The 25,479-nt window shown below is 62.9% G+C and carries 19 protein-coding genes; 6 read left to right on the plus strand and 13 right to left on the minus strand.

All coding sequences use genetic code 11. From position 1 onward, the window contains the following. Positions 1–3: 3 nt before the first annotated feature. The 5 genes from AC57B1_RS21615 to AC57B1_RS21635 all read right to left on the minus strand — a co-directional run bounded on the left by AC57B1_RS21615 (position 4) and on the right by AC57B1_RS21635 (position 5,610). Complete coding sequence (locus AC57B1_RS21615; protein ID WP_496418602.1) at positions 4–615, minus strand: hypothetical protein; 612 nt, start codon at positions 613–615, stop codon at positions 4–6. Next, positions 612–1,091: a DUF2778 domain-containing protein gene (locus tag AC57B1_RS21620; RefSeq protein ID WP_496418603.1), complete on the minus strand. Its 480-nt coding sequence runs from the start codon at positions 1,089–1,091 to the stop codon at positions 612–614. The genes AC57B1_RS21615 and AC57B1_RS21620 overlap by 4 nt, the downstream gene beginning before the upstream one ends. A 19-nt stretch (positions 1,092–1,110) precedes the next feature. Further along, complete coding sequence (locus tag AC57B1_RS21625; protein ID WP_496418604.1) at positions 1,111–1,587, minus strand: Hcp family type VI secretion system effector; 477 nt, start codon at positions 1,585–1,587, stop codon at positions 1,111–1,113. A gap of 259 nt (positions 1,588–1,846) precedes the next feature. Beyond that, a complete protein-coding gene (locus AC57B1_RS21630) occupies positions 1,847–4,471 on the minus strand; it encodes an AAA family ATPase (RefSeq protein ID WP_496418605.1) in 2,625 nt (874 codons plus the stop codon). Then, on the minus strand, positions 4,468–5,610 hold the full coding sequence (locus AC57B1_RS21635; protein ID WP_408346115.1) for a metallophosphoesterase family protein: 1,143 nt from the start codon (positions 5,608–5,610) through the stop codon (positions 4,468–4,470). The genes AC57B1_RS21630 and AC57B1_RS21635 overlap by 4 nt, the downstream gene beginning before the upstream one ends. Before the next feature lie 204 nt (positions 5,611–5,814). On the opposite strand from AC57B1_RS21635, the gene AC57B1_RS21640 reads away from it, so the two are divergent. Both AC57B1_RS21640 and AC57B1_RS21645 read left to right on the plus strand, forming a co-directional pair. Then, positions 5,815–7,095, plus strand: a complete 1,281-nt coding sequence (locus AC57B1_RS21640) for a DUF445 domain-containing protein (protein WP_496418606.1) — start codon at positions 5,815–5,817, stop codon at positions 7,093–7,095. A gap of 137 nt (positions 7,096–7,232) precedes the next feature. Then, on the plus strand, positions 7,233–9,191 hold the full coding sequence (locus tag AC57B1_RS21645; RefSeq protein ID WP_496418607.1) for an AI-2E family transporter: 1,959 nt from the start codon (positions 7,233–7,235) through the stop codon (positions 9,189–9,191). Between the two features lie 151 nt (positions 9,192–9,342). Here AC57B1_RS21645 and AC57B1_RS21650 read toward each other — a convergent pair whose 3' ends face one another. The 4 genes from AC57B1_RS21650 to AC57B1_RS21665 form a co-directional block, all read right to left on the minus strand. Continuing rightward, entirely contained in the window at positions 9,343–10,803 is a 1,461-nt protein-coding gene (locus AC57B1_RS21650) for an efflux transporter outer membrane subunit (RefSeq protein ID WP_496418608.1), read from the minus strand. 1 nt (position 10,804) lies between these two features. Further along, positions 10,805–14,035: an efflux RND transporter permease subunit gene (locus AC57B1_RS21655; protein WP_496418609.1), complete on the minus strand. Its 3,231-nt coding sequence runs from the start codon at positions 14,033–14,035 to the stop codon at positions 10,805–10,807. 49 nt (positions 14,036–14,084) lie between these two features. Continuing rightward, positions 14,085–15,338, minus strand: coding sequence for an efflux RND transporter periplasmic adaptor subunit (locus tag AC57B1_RS21660; RefSeq protein WP_496418610.1), 1,254 nt, complete (start codon positions 15,336–15,338; stop codon positions 14,085–14,087). Positions 15,339–15,521: 183 nt separating this feature from the next. Further along, positions 15,522–16,685 carry a porin gene (locus AC57B1_RS21665; RefSeq protein WP_408186258.1) on the minus strand — a complete coding sequence of 388 codons (1,164 nt, stop codon included), beginning with the start codon at positions 16,683–16,685 and terminating at the stop codon, positions 15,522–15,524. A 468-nt stretch (positions 16,686–17,153) separates the two neighbouring features. On the opposite strand from AC57B1_RS21665, the gene AC57B1_RS21670 reads away from it, so the two are divergent. The 3 genes from AC57B1_RS21670 (at position 17,154) to AC57B1_RS21680 (ending at position 20,232) form a co-directional block, all read left to right on the plus strand. Then, entirely contained in the window at positions 17,154–18,089 is a 936-nt protein-coding gene (locus AC57B1_RS21670) for a LysR family transcriptional regulator (RefSeq protein WP_496418611.1), read from the plus strand. Between the two features lie 187 nt (positions 18,090–18,276). After that, positions 18,277–20,022, plus strand: coding sequence for an FAD-dependent oxidoreductase (locus AC57B1_RS21675; RefSeq protein WP_496418612.1), 1,746 nt, complete (start codon positions 18,277–18,279; stop codon positions 20,020–20,022). An 18-nt stretch (positions 20,023–20,040) separates the two neighbouring features. Next, the gene (locus AC57B1_RS21680; protein ID WP_091808128.1) at positions 20,041–20,232 is read left to right on the plus strand and encodes a hypothetical protein; all 192 of its coding nucleotides are present in this window, start codon (positions 20,041–20,043) and stop codon (positions 20,230–20,232) included. 112 nt (positions 20,233–20,344) lie between these two features. Here AC57B1_RS21680 and AC57B1_RS21685 read toward each other — a convergent pair whose 3' ends face one another. From AC57B1_RS21685 to AC57B1_RS21695, 3 genes are read right to left on the minus strand one after another with little or no spacing between them, the layout of a single operon-like run. After that, positions 20,345–21,328 carry a 2-dehydropantoate 2-reductase gene (locus AC57B1_RS21685; RefSeq protein ID WP_496418613.1) on the minus strand — a complete coding sequence of 328 codons (984 nt, stop codon included), beginning with the start codon at positions 21,326–21,328 and terminating at the stop codon, positions 20,345–20,347. A 4-nt stretch (positions 21,329–21,332) separates the two neighbouring features. Continuing rightward, positions 21,333–22,124, minus strand: a complete 792-nt coding sequence (locus AC57B1_RS21690; RefSeq protein WP_496418614.1) for a class II aldolase/adducin family protein — start codon at positions 22,122–22,124, stop codon at positions 21,333–21,335. Positions 22,125–22,168: 44 nt separating this feature from the next. Further along, positions 22,169–23,368 carry an amino acid aminotransferase gene (locus tag AC57B1_RS21695; protein WP_408186252.1) on the minus strand — a complete coding sequence of 400 codons (1,200 nt, stop codon included), beginning with the start codon at positions 23,366–23,368 and terminating at the stop codon, positions 22,169–22,171. A 268-nt stretch (positions 23,369–23,636) separates the two neighbouring features. Between AC57B1_RS21695 and AC57B1_RS21700 the strand changes: the two genes are divergently transcribed. Next, complete coding sequence (locus AC57B1_RS21700; RefSeq protein WP_408346148.1) at positions 23,637–24,578, plus strand: LysR family transcriptional regulator; 942 nt, start codon at positions 23,637–23,639, stop codon at positions 24,576–24,578. Between the two features lie 37 nt (positions 24,579–24,615). On the opposite strand, the gene AC57B1_RS21705 is transcribed toward AC57B1_RS21700, so the two are convergent. Then, a complete protein-coding gene (locus AC57B1_RS21705; protein ID WP_408186251.1) occupies positions 24,616–25,434 on the minus strand; it encodes a helix-turn-helix transcriptional regulator in 819 nt (272 codons plus the stop codon). Positions 25,435–25,479: the final 45 nt, after the last annotated feature.

Here is a 25,479-nt window from a genome sequence, read left to right on the forward strand (position 1 = left end):
GCGCTATGAGGTTTTTCTGCGCATGAACCGACGTATCGCCAGACAGCAAAGAACGACCGGTACGCCGATGCACAGGGTAGCTATTGCCCAATAAAGGTCCATGACGTACAAAATCAGGTTCTCGTCGAGATCTGACCCGGCGCCTTGGCCTGTGGCTGATAGGTAGAATTTGACTACTGCCTTGACTGGAGCGGGTATATGAAGGGGGTATCTCGTAAGTGGACTCGACAGTTGCCAACCCAGAAAGCTAATAACGACAAGCACGAGTAGAGACGCTGCAAGTGTTACAGGCAAAGGCAGTCTGGGAATCGCTTCAGCGCTCTTCCTCGCCATGCTGTAACGGGAGCCCCATCGTTTGAACCCGATCAGTACTACAGCGGTCAGTAACGTGGCAATCGCCCAGTAGAGAAGCAACGCCAGCATTTCCATATCGTCAGGATTTGCCAGATCATCACTACCGGTAATTGCCAGTGCAAACCGAATGGATCTTTCGACAGAAAGCGGCATTTCCATAGGCAACAACGTGAAAAGACACGTGATATACCATCCGCCAACCACGGAGCCGAAAAGACACGCAACGATGCAAAATGCTGTCAGCGCGTATTTTCTTATCATTTCACTTCGACCGTTCCATAGGCCTTCATTGTCGTTCGAGGGACGGGCAGTGTGCGACCGCGCGAACGAATGTACTTTTGTAGGCGGTCAAAATCGTTCGGATCCTTGACGGTGATACATCCTTCGCTCAATCGGAGTGACCCCATTGGGTGCAACCTGAAATTGCCGCGTTTAATGCCATCAATGTTAGTCGTGTCTCCAGAGACAGGATTCCATAACATAAACCAGCTCCGCCTGTCGGTGGACACGCCATACTGATTGAATAAGTCACGCATCGGCCCGATGAATCCGCCTGATTGTCGATCGACCAGGTAATAGACACCCTTGGGTAAAGGGCCGACATTCGGCACGGCAACATCGTCAGGATTGTCCCGGCCCCGACCGTTTCCAGAAAACGCGGCTACCGACACGGTTCCGTCGCAAATGAACCAGGAAGTGACCTCCCGGTTAAGAACAAAAGTACACTTGACCGGCATTTCCTCCGCCCCTGCCCTGTCAATTTGCAGTGTTGTTCTTGATATAAAGCGTCGCGGTCACCGCACCGCCGCTTCCCCCCAGCGCGTTCTGCACGAAGTACTCATGCTTCATTGTCGAAAAAGAAAGATGAACCTCTTCGTGGCATTCGTCGCCACCGCCGATCGGTTCGACCTGTGTAATGACCACGTCGTGCATCGTGATCTTCAGGTATTCGAATGGCAGTCCCCCGGCCTTGCGCACGGTCAACCGCACCTGATTAATATGCTTGCCCGTGAAACAGAACCTGGTCAGATTCGGACTCGCGCGGTCGAGCTTGTGAGTGAACTCCAGGTCTGAAACGGTAGCCTTTCCCGCGCCGCCGCCGGAACCCGACATCATGGTCGAGGTCTGCGAAACCTTCCAACGCCAACCAATAACGTCGATTTCGTTCAGATGCGACGCGTCCTGCGATTCGCCGTCGATGCCGTCAATCTTGATGAAGGTATCCTGCGCCATGAGCGATCCCCGTGATCCGTGCGACTGTTCAGACGGTCGTCACGCGGACATGCGCACGCATTCGGCACAAGCAGGGGTAACCAATCCTGGCGGAAGGCTCAGACCGCAGCGAAGACTCGAAGCAATAGTTTCAGGGGAAATGTCTATCGATGGAGATCGGATCTTTCTGCAAATCTGCGTGAGTATTCATCGGCCGCATGTGGCAATTCATGCGGCTTTGCGCGGTGATCGCTGACACCGTGCTTGCGTGGCGCGGCAGCTAGGCCGCCACCTTCAGATCATCAATCGCCCGCTGCCTCACGCCGAGATCGTCCCACAGCTCAGGATGACAAGTGAACACCAGAATCTGATGCCGCGTGGCCGCGTCGATCAGCGCGCGCTTGATGGCGTCGCGTCGCGCGGCGTCGGTATGCACGGCCGCGTCGTCGAGCATCAACAAGGTCGGCCGGCCCGATGCCTTCAGCAAATCCGCATAGGCAAGCCGCGTCAGAATGCCGAGCTGTTCGCGCGTGCCGAAGCTCAGCGCATCGAGCGTGTCCGCACGGCCAAAGCGATCCAGCGTGGCGGGACTCAAATCGTCGCCGAGCGCGATCGTCGACTGCGGGAAAATCCGCTTCAGATAATGCCCGAGCCGTTCGGTCAACGGCGCGCGCAATTGCGCGACTGCGGCGTCGCGTTCGTCCACCAGCACTTCGTCGAGCAGACTCAACGCGCTCGCGCGCAAGCTGAGTTCGTCCCGGCGCCGCGTGGCCTGTTCGACTTTGGCCTTGAGCACCGCCAGACGCTCTCCAAGCCCCGACGCGCCCACGGTCTCCAGTTGACTGCGCAAGCCCGCGATCCGCACTTGCCGCTCGTTCTGCTCGCTGCGCGCAAGTTCCGCCGACGCGCGATAGCGCTTCGCCTCCGCCGCCGGATCATCGAGGCGCGCGGCTTCCAGCTCGCGCTCACGCCCTTCGCGCTGCTTGCGCAACGACTCGAGCTGCACGCGCTGTTCGACGATTTTCGTCTGCCACTGTTCGCGGCTCCGACGGAAAGTTTCGTCGCTCAATTGCGCATCCTTCCGCTGCAACTGAGCCGCAAGTGATTCCGCATTGGCCATGCCGGTCGATCTTTTTTCGGCCGCCTGCGTCAACACTTTTCGCGCAGCCTCCAACGCGTCGCGTGCGATTTCGGCGTTGCGGCGAGCCTCGTCGAGCGGCGCCGCGGTCGAGACGTCGGGCAGACTCGCCAGCCGCTCATTGGCCGCCTGCATGCGCGCCGCGGCCGTTGCCGCCGCCGCGCGCAGTGTCTCGATGCCCTGCGGCGCGTGCACCTCAAGAATCTTCGCCTGGCTTTTCTGCTGGGCGACCAGCGCCTTCCACTGTTCATGCCGCGATTCGCCCGCGCCGAGCGACGCCACACCGAGCGCCTGCAACAACTGCGCATGTTGCGCTTCGAGCGACGCGAGTTCGGACAATCGCGCAGGCAGATCGGAGACACCCGGCACTACCCGCAATTCGCCGAGCGAGCCGAGGCCGATCCGCTTCTCCCCGTCCAGACGTAGCACGCCTTCACCGCTCACCGGTTTATCGTCAACGGTCATCGCGCCGTGCAGGCGGTATTCGATGCGCGTCATCGCGGCTTCGGTGCGCGCGCGCAGCACGCTCAACTCGCTGCCGAGCGCAGCGAGCCGTTTCAGTTTCGCCTCGTCGATTTCGAGCGTGGCCGCGACGCGCGCAGCCTCCAGCATTGCGTCGTTAGCTTTGGCGGCAGCGGCGATCGACGCTTCGAGCCGCTCGCTCTCGGCCCGATAGAGCTCAATCTGGCTGCGCAGATCGGCCACCGTCACTGCCGCATTGGCCAACTCCAGCGCGCGGTTCGCATCGGCGAAAGCCTGCTCGAATTGCGCCACGCTGGCCGCGGCTTGTGCGTGCTCGGCTTGCACCGCCGCCACGCTCGCCCGCAGCGCGTCGAGTTGCTGCCGCTCGCGCGCGACGGCGGCTTCCAGTTCGAGTGCGTTCTGCTCCTGTTGCAACGGCAGCGCCAGTTCGGCCTCACTCGCCTTCAGCGCTTGCGCGAGCCCTTGCAGGCTGCGTTCGAGTTCAGCCGCGGCATCGGCGCGCTGCTGCGCCTGCAAGGCTTTCTGCTCGTGAAGCTCCCAGGGGCGCTTGCGCTGCGTGTCGTCGAAGGCTTCCTGCTGCGCGGCAAGCCGCGCGATGTTCTCCTCGAACTGTTGACGCTGCTGCTCCAGCTCATCGCGCTCTTCGATCACCCGGGCGAGGGTCTGTTCGGCTTCGGCGAGCGGCCCGGTGGACTTCTGCGTGCGCGCGGTAAGCAGTTGCCGAAGCTCGCGCTGCACGGCGGCGATCAGCGCGTCCTCACCGGCGGATTCGCTGCCGCCCGAGAGTTGCGACAGCGCATCGCGCAAATACTGAGCGGCGTGACCGGTGGAATCGCGCACTTCCTGCGTGCCGCCTTGCTGCACCCACAATAAACCAGGAACGCCCGCATTCTCTGCCTTCAGCGGTCCACGCGCGGCGCGCGAAAAACCCAGCAAGGCCGCGAGCTTGTCTTCAGCTTCATCCTCGCCGAACACGCTCTGGCCGATCTTGAGTTCGCAGCGCTGCCGCGTGACGAACTGCTTCGACAGCCGGCATGCCGCGCCGTCAAGCTCGAAACTCACTTCGACCGACGGCTGTCCGCTCGCCTTGCCCCACGGCAACAGGTCTTTCAGATGCGAGGCCTTGTAGCGCTCCAGAAACACGGCGCGTACGGCTTCGGCAATCGTGCTCTTACCGGCCTCGTTCGGGCCGACAAAAAGATTGAGACCAGGCTGCAGATCGTCGATGACGAGCCGCCCGGTGAACTGCTTGAATTCCTGGATCGCGATACTTTGCAGCTTCATGCGGACCTCGCTTCGCGCGGCAGTTCACGTTGGAAACGCGCCAGAAGCAGCAATGCTTCCGCCGCGCGCTTGACCTCTTGCGGGTCGGACTGCGGGTCTTCCTGCAAGCCACGCAGACGCGCCACCACCTTGGCGAGATAGCCGCTTTGCGCGCCGAGTTCGGCGAGGTCGTCGGCGGTGGGCAGCACTTGCAGGCCGCTCAGATCGACGCGCAAGGCCCGCACGCGGGCGCGCGCTTCTTCCACCGCGACGTGAAGCGCTTCGGCATCGGCGAGCGCGGCCGTGCCGCCGACTGCAACGCGCAGCACGTCGTGACTGCCCAGGGTGGCGAGGCGTGCCTTTAGCGCATCCACATCGGTCGGCACGGCGATGGTTTCGTCCCAGCGATGCCATTGATATTGTCCGACCCGCACCGGCTCGACCACCGGCGACGCGCCCGGCTCAGCCAGCGTGACGCCGAGCATGAAGCCCGGATCATTGGCGCGGAAGCGGTCCTGCTCGTGTGTGCCGGCATACCACGTGCGCTCGTCGACGCGCAGATGGCCGTGCCAGTCGCCGAGCGCCAGATAGTCCAGACGGGCGCTCGCGGCACGCGTCGGCGCGATCGGATTGGACGAGTCGATGCCCTCCTGCAGAATCCCGCTCACGCTGCCGTGCGCGAGCCCGACGCGGTGATAGCCGGGTGGCGTCTGCGTGGTATCGAAGAAACCGGTGGTGTCGTCGTAGGTGATGCGTTGCGTCAGCGGCGCGCACAGCAACGCGCACCGGCAGTCGTCCAGCAACACCACGCCCGGTTCGAGCACCACGCGCACATTCGGCGCAATGCAGTTCAGGCGCTGGGCACGCGTCCATACGCTCTCGACGAGCGCGGCGTCGTGATTGCCCGGCAACATGATCCACGGTCCGCTGAAGCCTTGCAGCGCGCCGAACAGACGGCGAATCACCGTGTCCGAGACCGTTTGCAGATCGAATACGTCGCCGGCCACGAGCACGGCGTCGACTTTGCGCGCGGCGGCTTCGGCGGCGATCCTGCGCACGGTCTCGAAGCGCGCTTCGGCAAGGTGCGCCGCCTCGTCCGGCTCGAACTGGCCGAATTGCGTGCCTATCTGCCAGTCCGCGGTGTGCAGAAACCTGATCACTGTGCCTCCATTCCATTCAATTGCAATCTGCCTCGCCGGGCGAGCCCGCGCAGCCTGGCCGTAGATGTTACCGTGCCGGCGCGCTAAAGATAGTCCCAGCCGGTTGGTACATGGGCTGGCGGGCGGCGCTACACTCGCGGTTCTGGACGCGCGTGAAGCGCGCCGCATGATTTCAATCGCCCCGAACCCGCTGCCCTGCCGCCGATGAACAAAGCCATCGAACTGAAAAAAGCCAAGCGCACACCCTTACTCCTGTTGCTCGCGGCCGCCTGCGTTTTCGTGGTCACCGCGTTCATGCCGCGCGGCGTCTGGGTGGACGGCATCAAGGCGGTCGCCGAGGCCGCGATGGTCGGCGCGCTCGCCGACTGGTTCGCCGTGGCCGCCCTGTTTCGCCGCGTGCCGATCCCGCTCGTCTCCGCCCACACCGCGATCATTCCGAGGAACAAGCACAAGATCGCCGACAACCTCGCGGTCTTCGTGAAGGACAAGTTTCTGGATGTGCCTTCGCTGGTCGGCCTGATCCAGAAACACGACCCGGCGCAAAGCATTACCGGCTGGCTCACGCAGCCGGCCAACACCGCGCGGTTGGGCGACTACGTCGTCAAACTGACCAGCGGCATTCTGGAATTGACCGACGACGTGCGCATTCATGTCTTCATCAAGGACGCGCTGCGCGACGTGCTGGCCAAGGTGGACCTGTCGCAGTCGATGGGCGCCATTCTCGACACGCTCACCAAGGACGGCCGCCATCAGGAACTGCTCGACGCCGGCATCGAACAGGTCATCGCGCTGCTGCGCGAGCCGCAGGCGCGCGAGTTCATCGCCGAGCGCATCGTCGATTGGGTGAAGAGCGAATACCCGAAGATGGAGATGATCCTGCCTTCGGTATGGCTCGGCGAGAAAGGCGCGGAAGCGCTTGCCAACGCGGTGAACCGCATGCTCGAACAGATCAGCGAAAACCCGACGCATCAGCTTCGCGAGAAGTTCGATGACGCCGCGCACAAACTGATCGACAAGCTCAAGACCGATCCCGCCTTCCTGCAAAAAGGCGAGGAACTGAAGCGCTATCTGGTGGAAGGCGACGCGCTCAGTTCGTATGTAAAAGACATGTGGGGCGAATTGCGCGCGTGGCTCAAGCGCGATCTGCAAAGCAGCGACTCGGCCTTGCATGCGCGCGTGATGGCGATGGGTCAATGGGTCGGACGCGAACTCGCGCACGATCCGGCGTTGCGCCAGTCGCTCAACGACCACCTCGAAGAAGCGGCGCGCACCATGGCGCCGGACTTTGCGCAATTCCTTACGCGGCATATCAGCGATACCGTCAAGAACTGGCACTCGCGCGACATGTCACGGCAGATCGAACTGAACATCGGGAAGGATCTGCAATACATACGGATCAACGGGACGATTGTCGGCGGCTTTATCGGCCTGCTGCTGTATGGGAGCTCGCAACTGTTCGAGTTGCTGCGCCTGCACTTGCGATAGGCGATAGACCCGTGAGGCGTCAAAGCGCCTACAATCCAGGCATATGACTTGCTCCAGCGCATTGCCCGGACGCCATCAGTTTGTCCGCGAGCGATCAGCATAAGAACAACAGCGCTTCTGAATCGGAACGTGTGCTCATGAAAATCTCGTTACCGCCAAATGGGCGGCCGAACCGCGTTTACCCGCCGGGCACGCCCAGCCTGCATGGCCTCGCTTCGGTGATCACCGGCGTGGTGGTGGTGTGCGGGCTGTACTTCGGCCGCGCGGTGTTGATCCCGATTACGCTGTCTGTGCTGCTCAGCTTCCTGCTCGCGCCGCTCGTGCAAATGTTGCGGCGTCTGCACATGGGGCAGTTGCCCTCCATTTTCATTGCCGTGCTGTTCGCATTGGCGAGCCTGCTCGCGGTCGGCGCGCTGATCGGCGCGCAGCTGGTGCAACTCGCGGGCGACCTGCCGCAGTATCAGGTGGCGATCGAGCAGAAGATTGAAACGGTTCAGGAAAAGACCGTCGGCCGCGCCGATTCGCTGATGAGCCGCGCCGCCGTCGCACTGCAGCGTGTGGCCCCTTCCAAACCGAACCCGCCGCGCCCCACCGGACGCGCGGCGCGCAACGCGCCCGCCGTGCCGCAGCCGGTGGAAGTGCATGAGCCCGCGCCCACGCCGATGCAGCTCGCGCAACGCGCGTTGTCGCCGGCCATCGCGCCGATCGAGACGACCTTTATCGTGCTGGTCGTGACGATATTTATCCTGCTGCAACGCGAGGATCTGCGCGACCGTTTGATCAGCCTGTTCGGTTCGCGCGATCTTCACCGCACCACGACCGCGATCAACGACGCCGCCGTGCGCCTAAGCCGCTACTTCGTCGCGCAACTGGGCGTGAACCTCAGCGCGGGCGGGGTGATCGCCATTGGGCTCGCGATTATCGGCGTGCCGGGTGCGCTCCTGTTCGGTGTGATCGCAGCCTTGCTGCGCTTCGTGCCGTATATCGGCATCTGGATCGCCGCGATTCTCGCGGTCTTCCTTGCTGCCGCGATTCAGCCGCAATGGACCATGGCGGTCTATACGCTGATTCTGTTCATCGTGGTCGACCTGGTGGCCGGGCAGATCGCCGAGCCTCTGCTGTACGGCCACCGCTCCGGGCTGTCGCCGCTCGCGGTGGTGGTCGCGGCGATTTTCTGGAGCTGGCTGTGGGGGCCGATCGGCCTCGTCCTGTCGACCCCGCTCACGTTGTGCGTGGTCACGATGGGGCGCTACGCGGACCGGCTGAACTTCCTCACGGTGCTGCTCGGCGATCAGCCCGCGCTCACACCCGCGCAGAACTTCTATCAGCGACTGCTCGCGGACGATCCGCACGAGGCCATCGTGCAGGCGGAGCGGTTGCTGCGCGAGATGTCGCTGATCGACTACTACGACACAGTCGTGCTCGAAGGCCTCAAGCTCGCCCGCAATGATGCAATGCGCGGCGTGCTGATGCCGGACCAGTTGCAGCGCGTCAACGACGCGCTGGTGGACATCGTCGAAAACCTGGAGATCGCGGACGGCTTGCCGGAGCGCCTCGCGCGCACCGAAGCCGCCGACGCCGCGAGCGCGCTGCACGCGTCGGCCTCGGCTTCGGCCGATCTTTCCGAGCGGCACGGCAGCCCTGTTTCGGCCCATCCGCCGATGCCGCGCGCAGTCGAAAAAACGTCCGTGCTATGCGTGCCCGGTCGCGGTTCATTCGACGAAGTCACGACCGCGATCGCCGTGCAATTGCTCGGCCGCCAGAATCTCGCGCCGATGATGGCCACTCACTCAGGCTACCGGAGCGCGCGCGCCGACGAGCCGAGTTTCAAGGATGCGTCGGTCATCTGCATCGTCTCGCTCGACGCGCCGGAATCGCCGCCGTACCTGCGCAACATGCTGCGACGCACGCGCGAATGGCGCCCCCGCGCGACGCTCGTGGTCGGCGTGGGCGGCGCGGCGGAGGGCGGCCCCGAGTCGGGCGCGACCGGCGCTTCTCACGCGGCGCCCACCTTCCGCGCGATGATCGAGGAATGCCTCGCGGCGTCCACCTTGCAGCATGCGCGCCACCCTTTGCATGTGGGCGGAGCGGATTGATCGCACGCCGGCAACCACGCGCGCGACCAGAGAGTCCAGGCGGGTACGCGTGCGCGCAAGCCTTAGCTCGTGAACCGACCGCGGACCTGCCCGGCCAGTCTGCGCGTTGTACCCCGCCACCTGCTGGCCACAAACTCTAATCGCTCGACGACTATCTTGTGTCGCCTTGTAGAGCCGCTCGGTCCCGCTCCAATCCGGCAAGCATGTCAGCGCCCCAACCGCCGCCAAGCGCCTTGTAAAGCGTGACAAGAGAGGTGTACTCATTGCTGCGGGTCTGCGCATAAGCCAGTTGCGCGCTGAACAAACTTCGCTCGGCATCGAGAACTTCCATATAGCTCGTATAACCGCCTTCATAGCGTTGTCGCGCGAGTCTTGCATAGGCGCTCAGCGCGTCCACCTGGCGAGATTGCGCGCTCAGCCTTTCACGTGACTTCTCGACGCCGAGAAGCGCGTCGCTGACCTCCTGGAATGCGGACTGAACAGCCTTCTGGTACGCATACAGCGCCTGTTGCTGACGCGCGTTGGCCTGCTCGACCCGCCCGGCAATGCTGCCGGCGGAGAAAATCGGCTGGGTCAGTGCGCCTGCAAACGCCCATGTGTTCGCCGGTCCGCTAAAGAGCCTGCTCAACTGCGTACTCGACGAGCCCAGCAGCCCCGTGAGCGAAATCTGCGGAAAATAAAGCGCGCGCGCGGCGCCGATCAACGCGTTGGCGGAAATCAGGTTCTGCTCGGCCTGCAGCACGTCCGGACGGCGCTCGAGCAGCGCGGATGGCAAGCCTGCCGGCACGTTGGGAGACTGGAGTTCATCGAGCGTACGGCCGCGAAGAATCGGACCGGGGTTGCGGCCGAGCAATACCGAAAGCGCGTCTTCCTGTTGCCCGACCTGCGCCTCGATGGCGGGAATGTCCGCCAGCGACGCCTCGTATTCCGACTGACTCTGGGCCAGTTCGACCTGCGAAATCTGCCCGCCCTTGAAGCGTAGTTCGAACACTTTCACCGAACTCTCGCGGCTCGCCGCGGTTGCCTTTGCAATCTCGAGTTGCCGATCCAGGCTGCGCAGATTGATGTAGGACGTGGCAACCGACGCCACCAGCGTGAGCATGGTGGCCCGTTGACCTTCCTCACTAGCGAGCAGATTCGCGCGCGCGGCTTCGGTCTGACGCCGCACACGGCCGAAAACGTCGATCTCCCATGAGATGGGCAACGTGGCATTGAACGAGTTGTAGGCCGAGCCAAGGCCCGCCGGCAACGAGGCTTGCGCAAGCGGCGAGACATGCTGGCGACCGGCGTTGAAACCGGCGCTGACTTGCGGAAACATTTGCGAGCGCGTGGTGACGAATTGACCGCGAAATTCGTCGACGCGGGCGGCTGCGATTTTCAGGTCCCTGTTCTGCGCGAGCGCCGTGGCAATGAGTTCGTTCAGCACTGGATCGCCGAACTGCGCCCACCACGCCGTATCGACGATTTGCGCCTGCGCGCCATCCGAAAAGCGGAAGGTGGCCGGCGTGGCGATTGACGGCCGCGCGTAGTCGGGGCCCATCACGCACCCGCTCAGACACAGGCAAAGCCCGAGTGCCGACACCCAGGAAACATTTGAACCGGCTGGACGCATGTCAATGACCCCGCTTCGTGCCGGGGTCCATACCGGTCGATCTGTTAGCCAATGAGGGCGAATCGGCCAGGCTCCCTTCACCTTGCCTCTCCGGCACCGCGCCTGCGTTCTTTTTGCCGGCGCGCCGCTCGTTCACCGATTCGAGCAGGAAGAAGAACATTGGAATAAAGAACACGGCGACGCCGGTCGCCCCCAACATGCCGCCGATCACCCCGGTGCCGATGGAATGCCGGCTGTTTTGCGACGCGCCGGTCGCGATAGCAAGCGGAACGCAGCCAAGAATGAAGGCGAACGACGTCATGACGATCGGCCGCAGCCGATCGCGGGCGGCGGTCACCGCCGCATCGAACGCCGATGCGCCTTGGGCGCGATTCAGCACTGCAAACTCGAAAATGAGGATCGCGTTTTTCGCCGCGAGTGCGACGAGCATGGTGAGACCGATCTGGAAATAGACGTCGTTGTTCAAGCCTCTTATCAGGATGGCCAGCAAAGCGCCGAACAGGGCGAACGGCACCGCCATCAGAACGCCGACGGGCAAGCTCCAGCGTTCGTATTGCGCGGCCAGAATCAGGAACACCATTACCAGACCGAACAAGAAAACGAGGCCCGACGTGCTGCCTGACTGGCGGGCCTCATAGGCTTCGCCGCTCCACCCCACGCCATATCCCGCCGGCATGGTTCGCGCAAGCTCCTCCAGCACGGCGATCACCTCGCCGGAACTGTGGCCCGGTGCCGCATTGGCGGTGATCAGCACGGCGGGGAAATCGTTGAAGCGCGTCATCAGGGACGGTCCGGTCACGTACCGATACGTCACGACCGATTTGAGCGGGACCATCGTGCCCGTGGCGCTGCGCACGAATACCTGCTCGAGATCCGCGGGCTTCACCCGGTATGAGGGCTCTGCCTGGAGAATGACCTGCCAAAGACGGCTCGACTGATTGAACTGCGAAACGTACAGCGAGCCGAACAGGGTCTGCATCGTGCTGTACACCTCGTCGATCGGCACGCCCAGTGTGGCCGCCCTGTCGCGGTCCACATCGACACGCAACTGCTGCGAAGTTGCGTTGAAGGTCGACGTGACGCCCGCCAGTTCGGGGCGCGCCTTCGCCTTCGCGACAAAATCCTGCACGACCTGCGCGAGCTGCGCCGTAGTCCCGTCGCCTTTGCTCTGAATCCACATTTCGGTGCCGCCCGTCGTGCCGAGCCCGGGAATCGACGGCGGGTTGACCGGCACGACGATACCTTCCTTCACGCGCGACAGCGCCCGGTAAGCGCCGAGCAGCAACGCACGCGCATTCTGCGTGCGAATATTCGCCCATGCATACCGTTCGTCGAAATCCTTCAGGCCGACAAAGAATGTCGATGCGTTATTCATTGTCTGATTGTCGAGCAGGCTGTAACCGTCGACCACGGTGACGCTGCCCACCCCGGGTTGCTTCGCAAAGTAGTCGGTCACGCGCGACGACACCCGCCCGGTGCGATCGAGACTCGCCGAATCGGGCATGATGACCGCGCCGAGCAGGTAGCCCTGATCTTCAGGCGGCAGGAAAGCGTGCGGAATGGAGCGCATCATCGTGACGGCGAGCAGGAGCATGCCGGCGAATAGCAGCAGCGCAACGCCAAAGCGTCTGATGGTGAGCGACACGGCGCGGCCATAGCCCGCCGTGACCTGAGCGAATGCGTTATCGAACCACCTGAAAAAACGATGTTTTGCATGCGCTTGCGGTTTCAGCAGCACCGCAGCGAGCGCTGGCGACAATGTCAGGGCCACGACGCCGGAAAGGACCACGGAAATCGCAATGGTGATGGCAAACTGCTTGTACATCTGCCCGGTAATGCCGCCCAGAAATGCAACCGGCACAAATACCGCGCACATGACCAGCACGATCGTGACGACCGGGCCCGATACTTCGTCCATGGCTCGCTTGGCCGCCGCGTTCGGCGAGAGGCCGAACTCACGCATGTTGCGCTCGACGTTCTCGATCACGACGATCGCATCGTCCACCACGATGCCGATTGCCAGAACCATGCCGAACATGGTCAGCATGTTGATCGAGAAACCCAGAGCGGCCATGCCCATGAACGTCCCAAGGATCGAGACCGGCACCGCCAGCACCGGAATCAGCGTGGCGCGAAAGCTCTGCAAGAACATGAATACGACGATCACCACCAGCACGACGGCTTCGAAGAAAGTCTTTACCACGTCCGCAATCGAGGCTCGCGTGAAATCGGTGGTATCCATTGCGATGTTGTAGTCGATACCCTCCGGGAACGACCGTTTCATCTCAGCCAGCGTTGCGCGCACCTGCTTCGATACATCCAGCGCATTGGCGCCGGGCTGTTGATAGATCGCGATCACCGTAGCGGGCTTGCCCTGGAACCGGCTTCGTATGGAATAGTCTTTCTGCCCGAGTTCGGTGCGGCCGACGTCTTTCAAACGGACGATCGCCGCGCCGTCGCTCGACGCACGAATAATGATGTTGTCGAATTCGGCGGGATTGGCGAGGCGCCCGCTCGTCGTCACCGCGAACGACTGTTCAACTGGCAGGCCCGTCGGCGCCTGGCCGAGACGCCCGACTGCGAACTGCTGATTCTGGTTCGCCACCGCGTTTTGCACGTCGGTAGCCGTAATACCGAGCTGCGCCATGCGATCCGGGCGCAACCAGATACGCATCGCGTAGTCGGGTGTGCCGAAGATGCTGGCCTGGTTCGCGCCCGGAATGCGCTTGAGCGCATCGAGCACGTACACGTTCGCGTAGTTGGCGACGTAAGTCGAATCGAAGCGGTTATCGGGCGAGTACACCGCGACGACCATCATGAACGCGGACGATTTCTTCTGCACCTGCACGCCCTGCGATTGCACGGACTGCGGCAGTTGCGGCAACGCGAGGTTGACGCGGTTCTGCACGTCCACCTGAGCCAGATCCGGATTGGTGCCGTTGCGGAAGAACGCGTTGATCGTCAAACTGCCGGTCGACGAACTCGACGAGGTCATGTAGATCATGTTGTCCGCACCGTTGACCTGCTGCTCGATAGGCGCGGCCACGTTGTTCGCTACCACGTCGGCACTGGCGCCCGGGTAGCTGGCGGTAATCGTGATTTGCGGCGGCGTGATGTCCGGGTACTGGGCGACGGACAAGGCAAACATGGCCAACAGGCCGCCAAGCGCGATGACGATGGAGATGACCGACGCAAAGATCGGCCTGTCGATACAGTAATGGGAGAGCTTCATCCGGTTTGCCGCCTGGAGCGCGGAGTTAGTCCGCAGAGTTAACGCGGAGTTAACGCGCGGAGTTTTGTTCGGATTGCTGTTGCGCAACGGGCGGCATGACTTTGGCGCGATGCTCCGCGGAAGAAGCATTCCCCGTTATGCTGATCGCCGCATTGGGTGACAACCGTAGCGCCCCGTCCACAACGACTCTGTCGCCAGCGCGCAAGCCGTCGTTGATAAAGCAGTCATCGCCCTGCCATTCGCCCATCTCGACGACCCGTTGGCGGGGTTTGTTGTCTTTGTCGACCGTCCATACGAAATGGCTTTTTACGCCCTGCTGCACGGTCCGCTGGGGAAGCAGAACGGCATTCGGCCGCACGGCGCCGGACACCCTCGCGCGCACGAACTGGCCGGGACGCAACGCACCTTTTTCATTGGCGAATACGGCTCGTACGAGGAACGTGCCTGTTTGCGCACTGAACACGGGATTGGCAAAGTCGATACGCCCGCGCGCGGGAAACGTCGAACCGTCAGCCAGCAACAGCGTGATCTCGAACTGGTCGTTAGCGGGAAAGCGCAACTGGCCTTTTGAAATCTGGTCGCGATACCGCAGCATCTCGTTCTCCGAGATGCTGAATTCGACCCACATCGGATCCATCTGGTACACGTACGTCAACAGGCCAGACTGGGCGGGCGTCACATAACTGCCTTCCTGCTGTCTTGCATAACTCGACAAGCCGGCGAGCGGCGACTTGATTGTGGTGTAGCCGAGGTTCAATCGCGCGGCCTCAACCTGCCCTTTCGCGGCGATGACCGCGGCCGCGGCCTCGCGCTCGCTGCCGGTCGCATCATCGAGATCCTTCTTGCTCAAGGCGTTCTGCGCGGCGAGAGGCATGACGCGCGCGAGATTCGCCTTCGCGACACCGAGCCGTGCCTGCTGCTGGGCCAACGCGCCCTGTGCCGATTGCAGCGCGGCCTCGAATGGCTTGGGATCCATCAGAAAGAGCGTCTGCCCCTGACGGACCATCTCGCCTTCGGTGTAGGCTCGCTTGTCGAGAAAACCATCCACGCGGGCGCGAATTTCCACGGCGCGCGAGCTTTGGGTCTGGGCAACAAACTCGAAGTCCACGGGCGTATCGCGTGGCGTCACGGTCGTGACCGTTACGTCGACCGGCTGGGAGGCTTCGGGAGCGGCGGGCTTGCCGCAGGCGGTGAGTAAAGCGAACAGACCCAACATAAGCGCCGGCCGTCCCCGCGTCTCACCGAGCGGGCGTTTCGGTGCGTTCAACGAGCGAATCAGGCATCGCAACAGCAAAACTGGCATGAACGGTCCGTGAAAAATAGTTCAACAGCCGGGCATGCGCGCCAAAGCAATTGATTGCGTGTGACCGCGCCGCAAGGCGCGGCCGTTAGTTGTGCGCGAATCAATTGCGCTGGCTGGAAACCGCTCACACCCCGAAAGACATGGTCGGTCGCATCAGCCCTGCAAACGGAAACAGCAGTCAGATCAGAACCGGTGACGGATGCCCGTGGTCACGAGGAACTGATTGCTCGCCGTGGACGGCGCCGAGGTGCCGTTGATCTGCACGGTGTTCAGGCCGCGACCGTTGTTCGCGCCAAGCTGCGTGACCGCTTCCGCATAGACGTCAGTACGCTTGGACAGCGAGTAGTCAGCCTGCAGTCCGAACTGATTCCAGTGGGCCGCGCCGGTATTCGTGTCGCTAGTGCCCGGCGCCGCGCGCAATGCCTGCGTGTAGGTGTAGGCCGCGCCCAGACCCAGTTCCGGCGTCAGGTTGTAGCGTGCATTGACCTCGTAGTTGTTATAGCGAACCGAGATATCCGAAAACTTGTCCTGGAAGCGGCTTTGCGTAAATACGGTGCCAAGAATGACCGGACCGAACGCATAGCTTCCGCCGAGACCCCAGGTGCGTTGATTCTGAACGCCGCTGATGGCGGACGCCGCAAAGGTGCCGCCACTGACCGCGCCATTGCTCTGGTTCAGGTCCATGCCCTGGTACTGGAGATAGGCCGCACCCAGTTGCAAGCCACCGTTGCGGTAACCCGCGCCCACGCTGTACGCCCGGTTGTCGGCGAAGCCCGCATTGTTCGAGAAGCCGTACAGGCCACTCATTGAGAAGCCGCCGTAGTTCGCGCTCTGGAACTTGACCGAGTTGTTGACGCTAATCGAGGAGTTGGCGTTGTCGTTGTCGCCCGGATGCGCGAAATACGTGCCGCCCCAGCTGCCGGCCGCCGTGAGCGGTGCAAGATAGTCGACTACGGAGTCGTACTGGCGGCCGAACGAAACCGTGCCGTAATCGTTAGACAGGCCGACGTACGCCTGACGGTTGAACAGCTTGTTGGACACCGCCTGGTTGCCGTTGGCAATGTTGAAACCGCTTTCCAGGTTGAAGACCGTTTTCAATCCGCCACCCAGATCTTCGACACCGCGCAGACCCCAGCGGCTCGGCTGGATGTTGCCGCCGGTCATGCCGAACATGGCCTTGCCATTCGTGACACGCCCGTCGGACGTGACGGTGGAATCCTTGCTGACTTCGTTGCTCACGTACGTCAGACCGGCATCGACAATGCCGTAAAGCGTAACGCTGCTCTGGGCGTGCGCCGCGCACGCAAAAGTGGCGGATACGGCGGTCGCAGTAATGATTTTTTTCATTTGGAATACCTTGGCGTTTTATCTTAAAACTAAGTTGCCGACATAAGAACAAACTTGCCGCAACCAGGATGCACCCATCTCCAATTCATTTAAATTCGCATTGAAGACAGATTCTGCGTGCGATTTGGATTTTAGACGCCCGCCTTTGACGTAACCGCGCAAAACTATGCAAAAGTATTTTCAACTTATATTTGAGATATTCTTGTGAAGGACGGGCGAGGCCCACGCAGCGCAGGATGCGCATCGCCCACACCCATTGCCACTCGATACGATGCCAGGATTGACCGTTGCTGAAGACCAACAAAACAAAACCCCGTCTTTTTTTGAGAACGAAATACCGATACCGTAAATCAAAATTAATTCACATTTAACCCGCCTATAAATCGCAGGCCGGGAGACCATTGATTATCTGTTAAAAACTAATATCTCAATTTTTCCGCACCTATCCGTTACAGCGTTGGTGATATCATGAATCAGCTTCAGGCAATGCGCGTATTTATCAACATCGCAGAAACCATGTCATTCGGACAGGCCGCGGCCAATCTCGGCATTTCGAATGCCATGGCCACGCGTTACCTCGAGCAACTCGAAGCTCACCTCAACACACGACTCGTCAATCGCAATACCCGCAGCCTCTCCCTGACCGAAGAGGGAGAGATCTATTCGAAGGGCTGCCGCAACGTTCTCGATGAAATCGAGGAGATCGAAACGGTTGCGATACGCGGCACGATCGAGCCGTCCGGCACCTTGCGAATCGCTGCCGGCGCGTCGTTCTCACTGTCCAGCCTGACACCCCTGCTACAGGAGTATCTATTGCAGTATCCGAACGTCAGACTCTCGGTCACGCTGCTGCATCAGCACGTCGATTTTGTGAAGGAGGGCTTCGACGTCGGCATCGTGCTGCCCAAGCAGATCAGCGGCACCACGTTGATCAAACGCTCGTTGCTGAGTGTCCGTCCCATTGCGGTCGCGTCCCCCAGCTATCTTGCCGTGAAAGGCGTGCCGTCGCGGCCGGCGGATCTGATCCCCCACACGTTTCTCGCCCTCAGCGCCGCCTCGCATGACGGCGACTGGATCTTCGTTTCGCCGGATCGGCGCGAGAAACGCGTCACGCTCGACGCCGCGCTCGTGGTGAACAACGCCTTGATGCTGCGGCAAGCCGCGCTTGCGGGCATGGGGATCGCGGTCTTGCCTGAGAACCATGTGCTGACCGATTTGCGCAACGGCACACTCATGCAGGTGCTGACAGACTTCCGTATCACGAATGCCGACAAGGAGTTAGCGCTGGTGTATGCGGATCGCCGTCACATTTCCGCAAAAACCCGCTCATTCGTCGACTTTTCGGTCGAGTGGTTTCGTACCAACGCGGACCGTTTGACCTCCATGCCGCCCGCTACCAAGTAGTGCGGCGCGCCGCCCTTCGTCCGGCCTTTCCGAGCAGGCGGCGCGGCCGCGCCATCCATGTCCGTACCCAAAATGAGGACAGCGCCGCATGCGCCCTCCTTCATACTTCGTTATCGATTCGCACCGCCTGTGAAGAGCCAACCGGCCCCGGCGGGCAATCCCGGCAGCGAAGATTCAGGAGACGCGCATGAACCGCCCCTTCAAACCCTATCCGTTTTCGCCCCGTCGTCACGAGGGCATGGTGCCGCCGCTGGTCGACGGGCGCGACCCGCTCAGGCGGCCCGTGGCAATCGTCGGCGGCGGCCCGGTCGGCATGACGCTGGCGCTCGCGCTGGCTCGCCAGGGCGTGCGCTCGGTACTGATCGAAGCCGACGACAGCGTGTGCACCGGCAGCCGCGCGATCTGCATTTCGCGGCGCAGTCTGGAAATTTTCAAGCGCCTCGGTGTGGTGCAAGGCTTCCTGCAAAAAGGCTTGCCGTGGGCCGGCGGCCGCAGCTTCTATCGCGACACCGAAGTGTTTCGCTTCGCCATGCATCACGACGACGAACAATCGCTGCCGCCCATGATCAATATCGCGCAATACCAGATCGAACAGTTGTTGCTCGACGAGGTGGAGCGGCATGCCGACCTGATCGATCTGCGTTGGCAGACTCGCGTGACCGGCATCGAGCAGGAACCGGCGCAAGACGGCCGCGGCGAGCCGGACCGTACGGCGGGCGCGACGCTCACGCTGCGCACCGGCGACACCGCGTGGCAGATGCACGCCGACTGGGTGGCCGCCTGCGACGGCGGCCGCAGCACGATTCGCGAGGCACTCGGCCTCAAGCTCACCGGCACCACGTACGAAGGCCGCTATGTGATCGTGGATATCGAGCTGAACAGCAAGCGCGCTACCGAGCGCCTCGCCTATTTCGATCCGCCGTCCAACCCCGGTTCGACGGTGCTGGTCCATAAGCAGCCTGACAACGTCTGGCGTATCGATTACCAGCTTCGCGACGACGAAGACCCGGAAGCCGCCGTTCTGCCCGAGAACGTCTTGCCGCGCGTGCAGAGCGTGCTCGACGCGATGGGCGAGACGGGCGAGTGGTCGCCGATCTGGATCACCGTCTACAAAGCGAACGCGTTGACGCTCGAACGCTACCGGCACGGCTCGGTGCTGTTCGCGGGCGATGCCGCGCATCTCGTGCCGATTTTCGGCGTGCGCGGCGCCAATTCCGGTATCGACGACGCGGACAACCTCGGCTGGAAGCTGGCCTGCGTGGTGAACGGCGTGGCTTCGCCGCGGCTCCTCGACAGCTACAGCGTGGAGCGCGTCTTCGCGGCGCGTGAAAACCTCAGCTACGGCATGAAGAGTACGGAGTTCATGGCGCCGCCGTCATTCGCCTTCAATCTGATGCGCGAGGCCGTGCTCGGACTCGCCGAGCGGCACGCCGCCGTGCGTCCGCTGATCAATCCGCGGCAGACGCATGCCATCGCTTATACACAGTCGCCGCTGAACGAGGCCGCCGCGGACGCCGCCGGCTCGTTCAGCCGAGGCCCGGCGCCCGGCGCCGTGTTGCCGGAATGCCGGCTCAAACGACTGGACGGCGGCGCGAGCGTCGATATCCATCTCACGGATCTGCTCGAGCCTTGCTTCACGGCGCTGCGCTTCGGCGCGAATGCCGATTCTGTGCAAGAGCATGCGTGGCAGGAATTGCAAGGCACGCTGGCCGAAAAAGGGATTCCGTTCAAAGCCATCACGCTGGCTAAGGACGAAACCGCACAGGCCGCCAACCCGACGATGCTCGATCACACCGGCCGCCTGCACGACATGCTCGACGCCACGCCCGGCACGGTCTATCTAATCCGGCCCGACGGCCATGTACTCGCCCGCTGGCGCAACGGCAGCGCGGCGGCCACGCAGCGCGCCATCAGCGCAGCGCTGACGATCTGATTCACGGAGACTCACATCATGACGGACAGCGACCTCGACCTGGTCTACACGACGCTGTGCAAGACCCTCACTAACGAAGGCGAAGCTCAAGCGCCGTTATATCTGGCGCGCCTCGCGATGCTGTGCCTCACCGAACTCGACGACCCGCAGCGGGCGTTGTCGTTGATCGAAGCGGCACGGCTGCCGGCTTCGACCGCGGTGACCGCATAAAGCGAAAAAAGCCGCCGCGCCCGGTATGGGCGCGGCGGCTTTCCTTCTGCCTTTCCGTCAGGCAGATATCACCGTGCGGCACAGCGCGTGCGGCTCATCCTTCATGCAGGTGTCACTGCTTCGGATACAACCCCAGCGTGCTCGCATGCAGACGCGCGAGGCCGAGCAACGCATCCGTGTTCGGCGTGGCAACGCCTGTCAGTTGCCCCAGTTCACGCACCGCCGCCACCAGCGCGTCGAGTTCGACCGCTTTACCCGCCTGCACGTCCTGCAGCATCGAGGTTTTCATCGCGCCGAGTTTGAGCGTGACCTCGTGCCGGTCCGCCGGCTCCTGTTCGATCGGAATACCGAAGCGCGCGCCGATCTCCTTGGCCTCCAGCATGATGCTCGTCACGAAGTTGCGCGCCAGTTCGTCGCTGAGAATCCGGTCGGTGGTCGCGCCGGTGATGGCGCTGATCGGATTCATCGTCATGTTGCCCCACAGCTTGTACCAGACGTCGCGCTGAATCTGCGCCGACATTGTCGCCTTGAAGCCGGCGGCCGCGAGCGTGCCCGTGAGCGACGCGACGCGCTCGCTCGCCTGCCCCGACGCCTCGCCAATAATCAACCCGTTGCCCTGATGATGACGGATCACGCCCGGCGCTTCGACGAGGCAACTGGCATGCACCACGCAGCCCACCGTTTGCGCGGTCGGAATCGCGGCGGCGATTGCACCGTCGGGATCGATCGACTTCAGGCGCTTGCCGGCGAAGTCGCGCCCGAGCCCGTCGCAGAACCACCACGGCATCCCGTTCATCGCGGTCAGCACGATGGTCTGCGCGCCGAGCAGCGGCGCGATCTGCCCGGCCACAGATGCCATGGCCGGCCCCTTGACGGCGACCACGACGAGGTCCTGCACACCGAGATCCGCGGGATTGTCGCTCGCCTTCACCTTCACAGCATGCGTCACGCCGCCTTCGATCAGACGCAGGCCGTGCTCGCGCAGCGCGGCCAGCGTCTCGCCGCGTGCCACCACGCTCACGTCATGGCCGGCCTGCGCGAGCTTCACTCCCATCCAGCCGCCGATCGCGCCTGCGCCGTAGATAGCTACTTTCATCGTTTCAATCCTTGTAACTGGCGTCGATGCGGTCCACTCGCCGCACCAGCGCATCGAACACATCCTGCCCCGCGCCGTGACGCGGATCGAACTGCAGCGCGTCGCGCGAACAGCGAATCGCGACCTCTTCCGGCACCGGCCGCGCCCGGCCCATCGCAAACGTCGCCATCTGGATTTCGCAGGCGCGGTTCAGCGTCCACAGAATCGCGAAAGTCTGCGGCAACGTGTGGCCCCACGCAAGCAGGCCATGATTGCGCAGGATCACCGCCTGCCGGTTGCCGATATGTTCGAGCAGCCGCGGACCTTCTTCCGCATGCACGGTGATGCCCTCGAAGTCGTGATACGCAATGCGGTCGTGCAATTGCGCGCTGTAGAAATTGGTTTGCTGCAAACCGTCTTCCAGACAGGCCACGGCGACGCCCGCCGTGGTGTGCGTATGCATGACGCAGTGCGCATCCGGCAAGCCTTCGTGAATCGCCGCATGCACGACGAACCCGGCCGGATTCACCGGATATGGCGAGTGGTCGAGCACGCGTCCGCGTGCATCGATCTTCACGAGGTTGCTTGCCGTCACTTCGCTATAGTGCAGCCCGAACGGATTGATCAGGAACTGGCGTTCGCCACCGCTCACACTGGCGGGAACGCGCAGCGTGATGTGGTTGTAGATCATTTCGGTCCAGCCGAGCAGGTCGAAAATGCGATAGCACGCGGCGAGCTGCACGCGCGCCTGCCATTCGTCCGGATGCATCGCGTGGGCCTTCGGCGCGCTCGGCGCCTGGATGTCGAGAGTGGTCATGTGCAGCTCCATTGTTATCGTTCTATTGATCGAAAGTATCGCGCTTATGCGCCCGACACCACGGCCGCGATCGACGACGCCACATAATCCACGTTGCGTGCGTTCAGTCCGGCCACGCACATGCGCCCGGAGCGCAGCACGTACACCGCGTATTCGCTGCGCAGGCGCTCCACCTGGCTTTCGCTCAAGCCGGTGTAGGTGAACATGCCGCGCTGCGCGAGGTAGCGCGCGCGCATGACTTCGTCCACACGGCCTTCGAGGCCGGCGTGGATCGTGCCGCGCATGGCGAGAATCCGCTCGCGCATGGCGGCGAGTTCCGCTTCCCATGAAGCACGCAACGACGCATCGGCCAGCACGTTGGCGACGAGCCGCGCGCCGTGCGTGGGCGGATTGCTGTAGTTCGCGCGCACCGTCGACATCAATTGACCGAGCACGCGGCCAGCCTCTTCCGCGCTCTTGCAGACTACGCTCAACGCGCCGACGCGCTCGCCATACAGCGAAAAATTCTTCGAGAACGAATTCGCGGCGATCAGCGGAACGCCCGCGTCGGCCAACAGGCGCACGCAGGCGGCGTCTTCTTCCAGACCCGCGCCGAAACCCTGGTAAGCCATATCCACGAAGGCGATCAGCTTGCGGCGCTGCAGAACCGGCACCAGTTCCGCCCATTGCGCCGGACTCAGATCGACGCCGGTCGGGTTATGGCAGCAGGCGTGCAGCAGCACCACGCTCTGTTCCGGCAAGCGGCTGATCGTGTCGATCATGTCGGCGAAACGCAATCCGCCGGTGAGTTCGTCGTAGTACGGATAGGTGTTGACCGTCAGCCCCGCGCCTTCGAATACCACGCGATGGTTTTCCCAGCTCGGGTCGCTGATCCAGATCTGCGAACCCGGGAAATAGCGCTTCAGGAAATCGGCGCCGACCTTCAATGCGCCCGATCCGCCGATGGTTTGCAACGTGGCGATCCGCCCCGCCGCGCGCGCCTCGCTGTTCGCACCGAATACCAGCGCCTGTGCCGCATCGCGATAGAGCGGCAGGCCGGCCATCGGCAGATACGAGCGCGGGCCGATCGAGTCGAGCAGCGCGGTTTCGGCCCGGCGCACGGCGTCCATGACCGGCAGCTTGCCAGCGTCGTCGAAATAGATGCCGATGCTCAGATTGACCTTGTTCGACCGGGGGTCGAGTTGAAAGTCTTCGTTCAGGCTCAGGATCGGATCGCCTGGATAAGCGGGAATATGGTCGAACATGGTGATTCCTTGAATAGGGCCTCGTGGCGGCCTCGGTTTGGCGCAGTGGCGTACCGCACTGCACTGCACGGCGCATCCCGGTTTGTGCAGCGGCTTGCGTCCCGACTTGTGCAGCGGCGTGCGCGGCGGCTTTGCTCACGACACGGCGAGACGGAAGTCTAAGCGGGTTTGGCTGAGTGCGTCGATTGGGACAAGTCTCCGCGAACCGCACGCGGTACACAATCAATCGATTTTTCACGATTCGTTAGTTTTTCTTTAGAATCGCCAGATGCCACTCACGCGCGTCACCATCCGCCAGTTCGAAGCCTTTCTCGCCATCGTCGATTTGCATAGCATCGGCGCGGCGGCGGAACGGCTCGGGCTGACTTCTTCGGCGGTCAGCCAGCTGCTGGGCGACCTCGAAACGGAACTCGGCTTCCGGCTCTTCGACCGGACCACACGGCGCGTGAATCTGTCGAGCGCGGGCCAGGATTTTCTGTCGTCGGCGGAATCGGTGTTGCGCCATGTGCGCGCCGCCGCGCAATCCGCCGACGATATCCGCAACCGCGCCGCCGGCATCGTGCGGATCGGTGCGCCCCTGGTACTGGCGGCGACCGCGCTGCCCGCCGCCATCGCCGACTACGCACGCGACAAACCGAAGGTCGTGGTCCGCATTTGCGACACCGTGGTCGAGCAACTGGTGGAGCGCGTGGAAAGCGGCGACGTGGACCTCGCAATCGGCCCCGACCGTCAAAGCGGCGCGCGCGTGCGTTGCGATCCGGCGTTCGCCAGCCCCTGGGTGATGTGGTGCGCGCCGAGCCATCCGTTGAGCGCGCGCCGCCGCGTGCAGTGGCCGCATTTGCGCGGCGTGCCGATCATCGCCACCGGCCGCGACCACGAACGCGCAGTCGGGCAGATGCTGGCTAACCTGCCGGTGGAGGCGCGCATCATTCCCGTAGATGTCGTAGACAATGTGACCACGGCGTTCGGCCTTGCCGCGCAGGGGCTGGCCGTCACGCTCGCGCCCGCCTACGTTGCGCCATTGGCGCGCAGCTTCGGGCTGGTCATGAAGCGCATTGTCGATCCGGAAACGATCCGCGAAGTGTGCGTGTATCGTTCCACCGAGCGAGCGCTGTCGCCGCCCGCCGACGGCTTCGCGGATTTCATCATGCCGTGGTTGAAACGCTGGGATCGCGAGACACAGGCCGACGCGCGATCAAGGCGCGTATGACGCGCAGCAGCAGCGGCAGCAGCGACAGCCCGTCGGCTCAGGCCCGCTCGGGCACCATGCACAACGCGAACAGCTGGCGTTGGCTCGATATCCCGAGGCGCGCGTAAGCGCGCTTCTGGTAGGTGATCACACTGGCAGGCTTGACGCCCATACGCTGTGCGATTTCAACGGCGCTCGCGCCTTCGAGCGTGCCGCGCAGCACGTCGAGTTCGCGCGGCGTGAGTGCGGGGCAAGCGCGCCTGACACGCGCCAGCATCGCCGCGGCCGAACCCTGCTGATGCTGCCCATTCAACGCGTAATGGCCCTTGGCCGCGTGCGCGAACAGAGGCGCGAGACTCTCCACGCGCTCCAGTTCACCTGGCTGAAACACGCCATAGGCACGGTCGCGGTACAGGTTGATCGACAGCCAGACGCTTTCCATGGGCTGCACGAGCAACGATAACCGGTCGGACACATTCGGCTGCGCGTAGCAGGCGGCGCGATAGGCCTCGTTTTCGATCTCGTCGCTATGCTGCTGGTGCAGCACCAGCGCGTCGCGAGCCGGTTTTTCATGCGACCGGCCGATGATCGCGCGGTTGCCGTCGAGTGCATAGAAATGCGTGGCATAGCGATCCGCGATGTCGCGCAGAAAACGGCCTCCGCGATGATCGGCCGCGGAAACCGTGCGCGGCCGCGCGTCGAATTCGTACGCGAAGATGGTGCACTGCGAAACCGGCAGCGTATCGCCGACCGTTTTCAGTATGCTGGCGGCCAGCGCATCGGCATCCGCATGCGAAATCGACATGACGAGTTCAGTCGCACGCGAGGTGCTGATCTGTTCGCTGCGGTGCGGTGGAGAAATGCGCCAGGAACGCATGATGGGATTCGGGTCGCCGTGCCGGGTTCGATCCGGCAAGCGTAG

This window comes from Paraburkholderia sp. BGA-UO-ETr-F21, assembly GCF_059567925.1.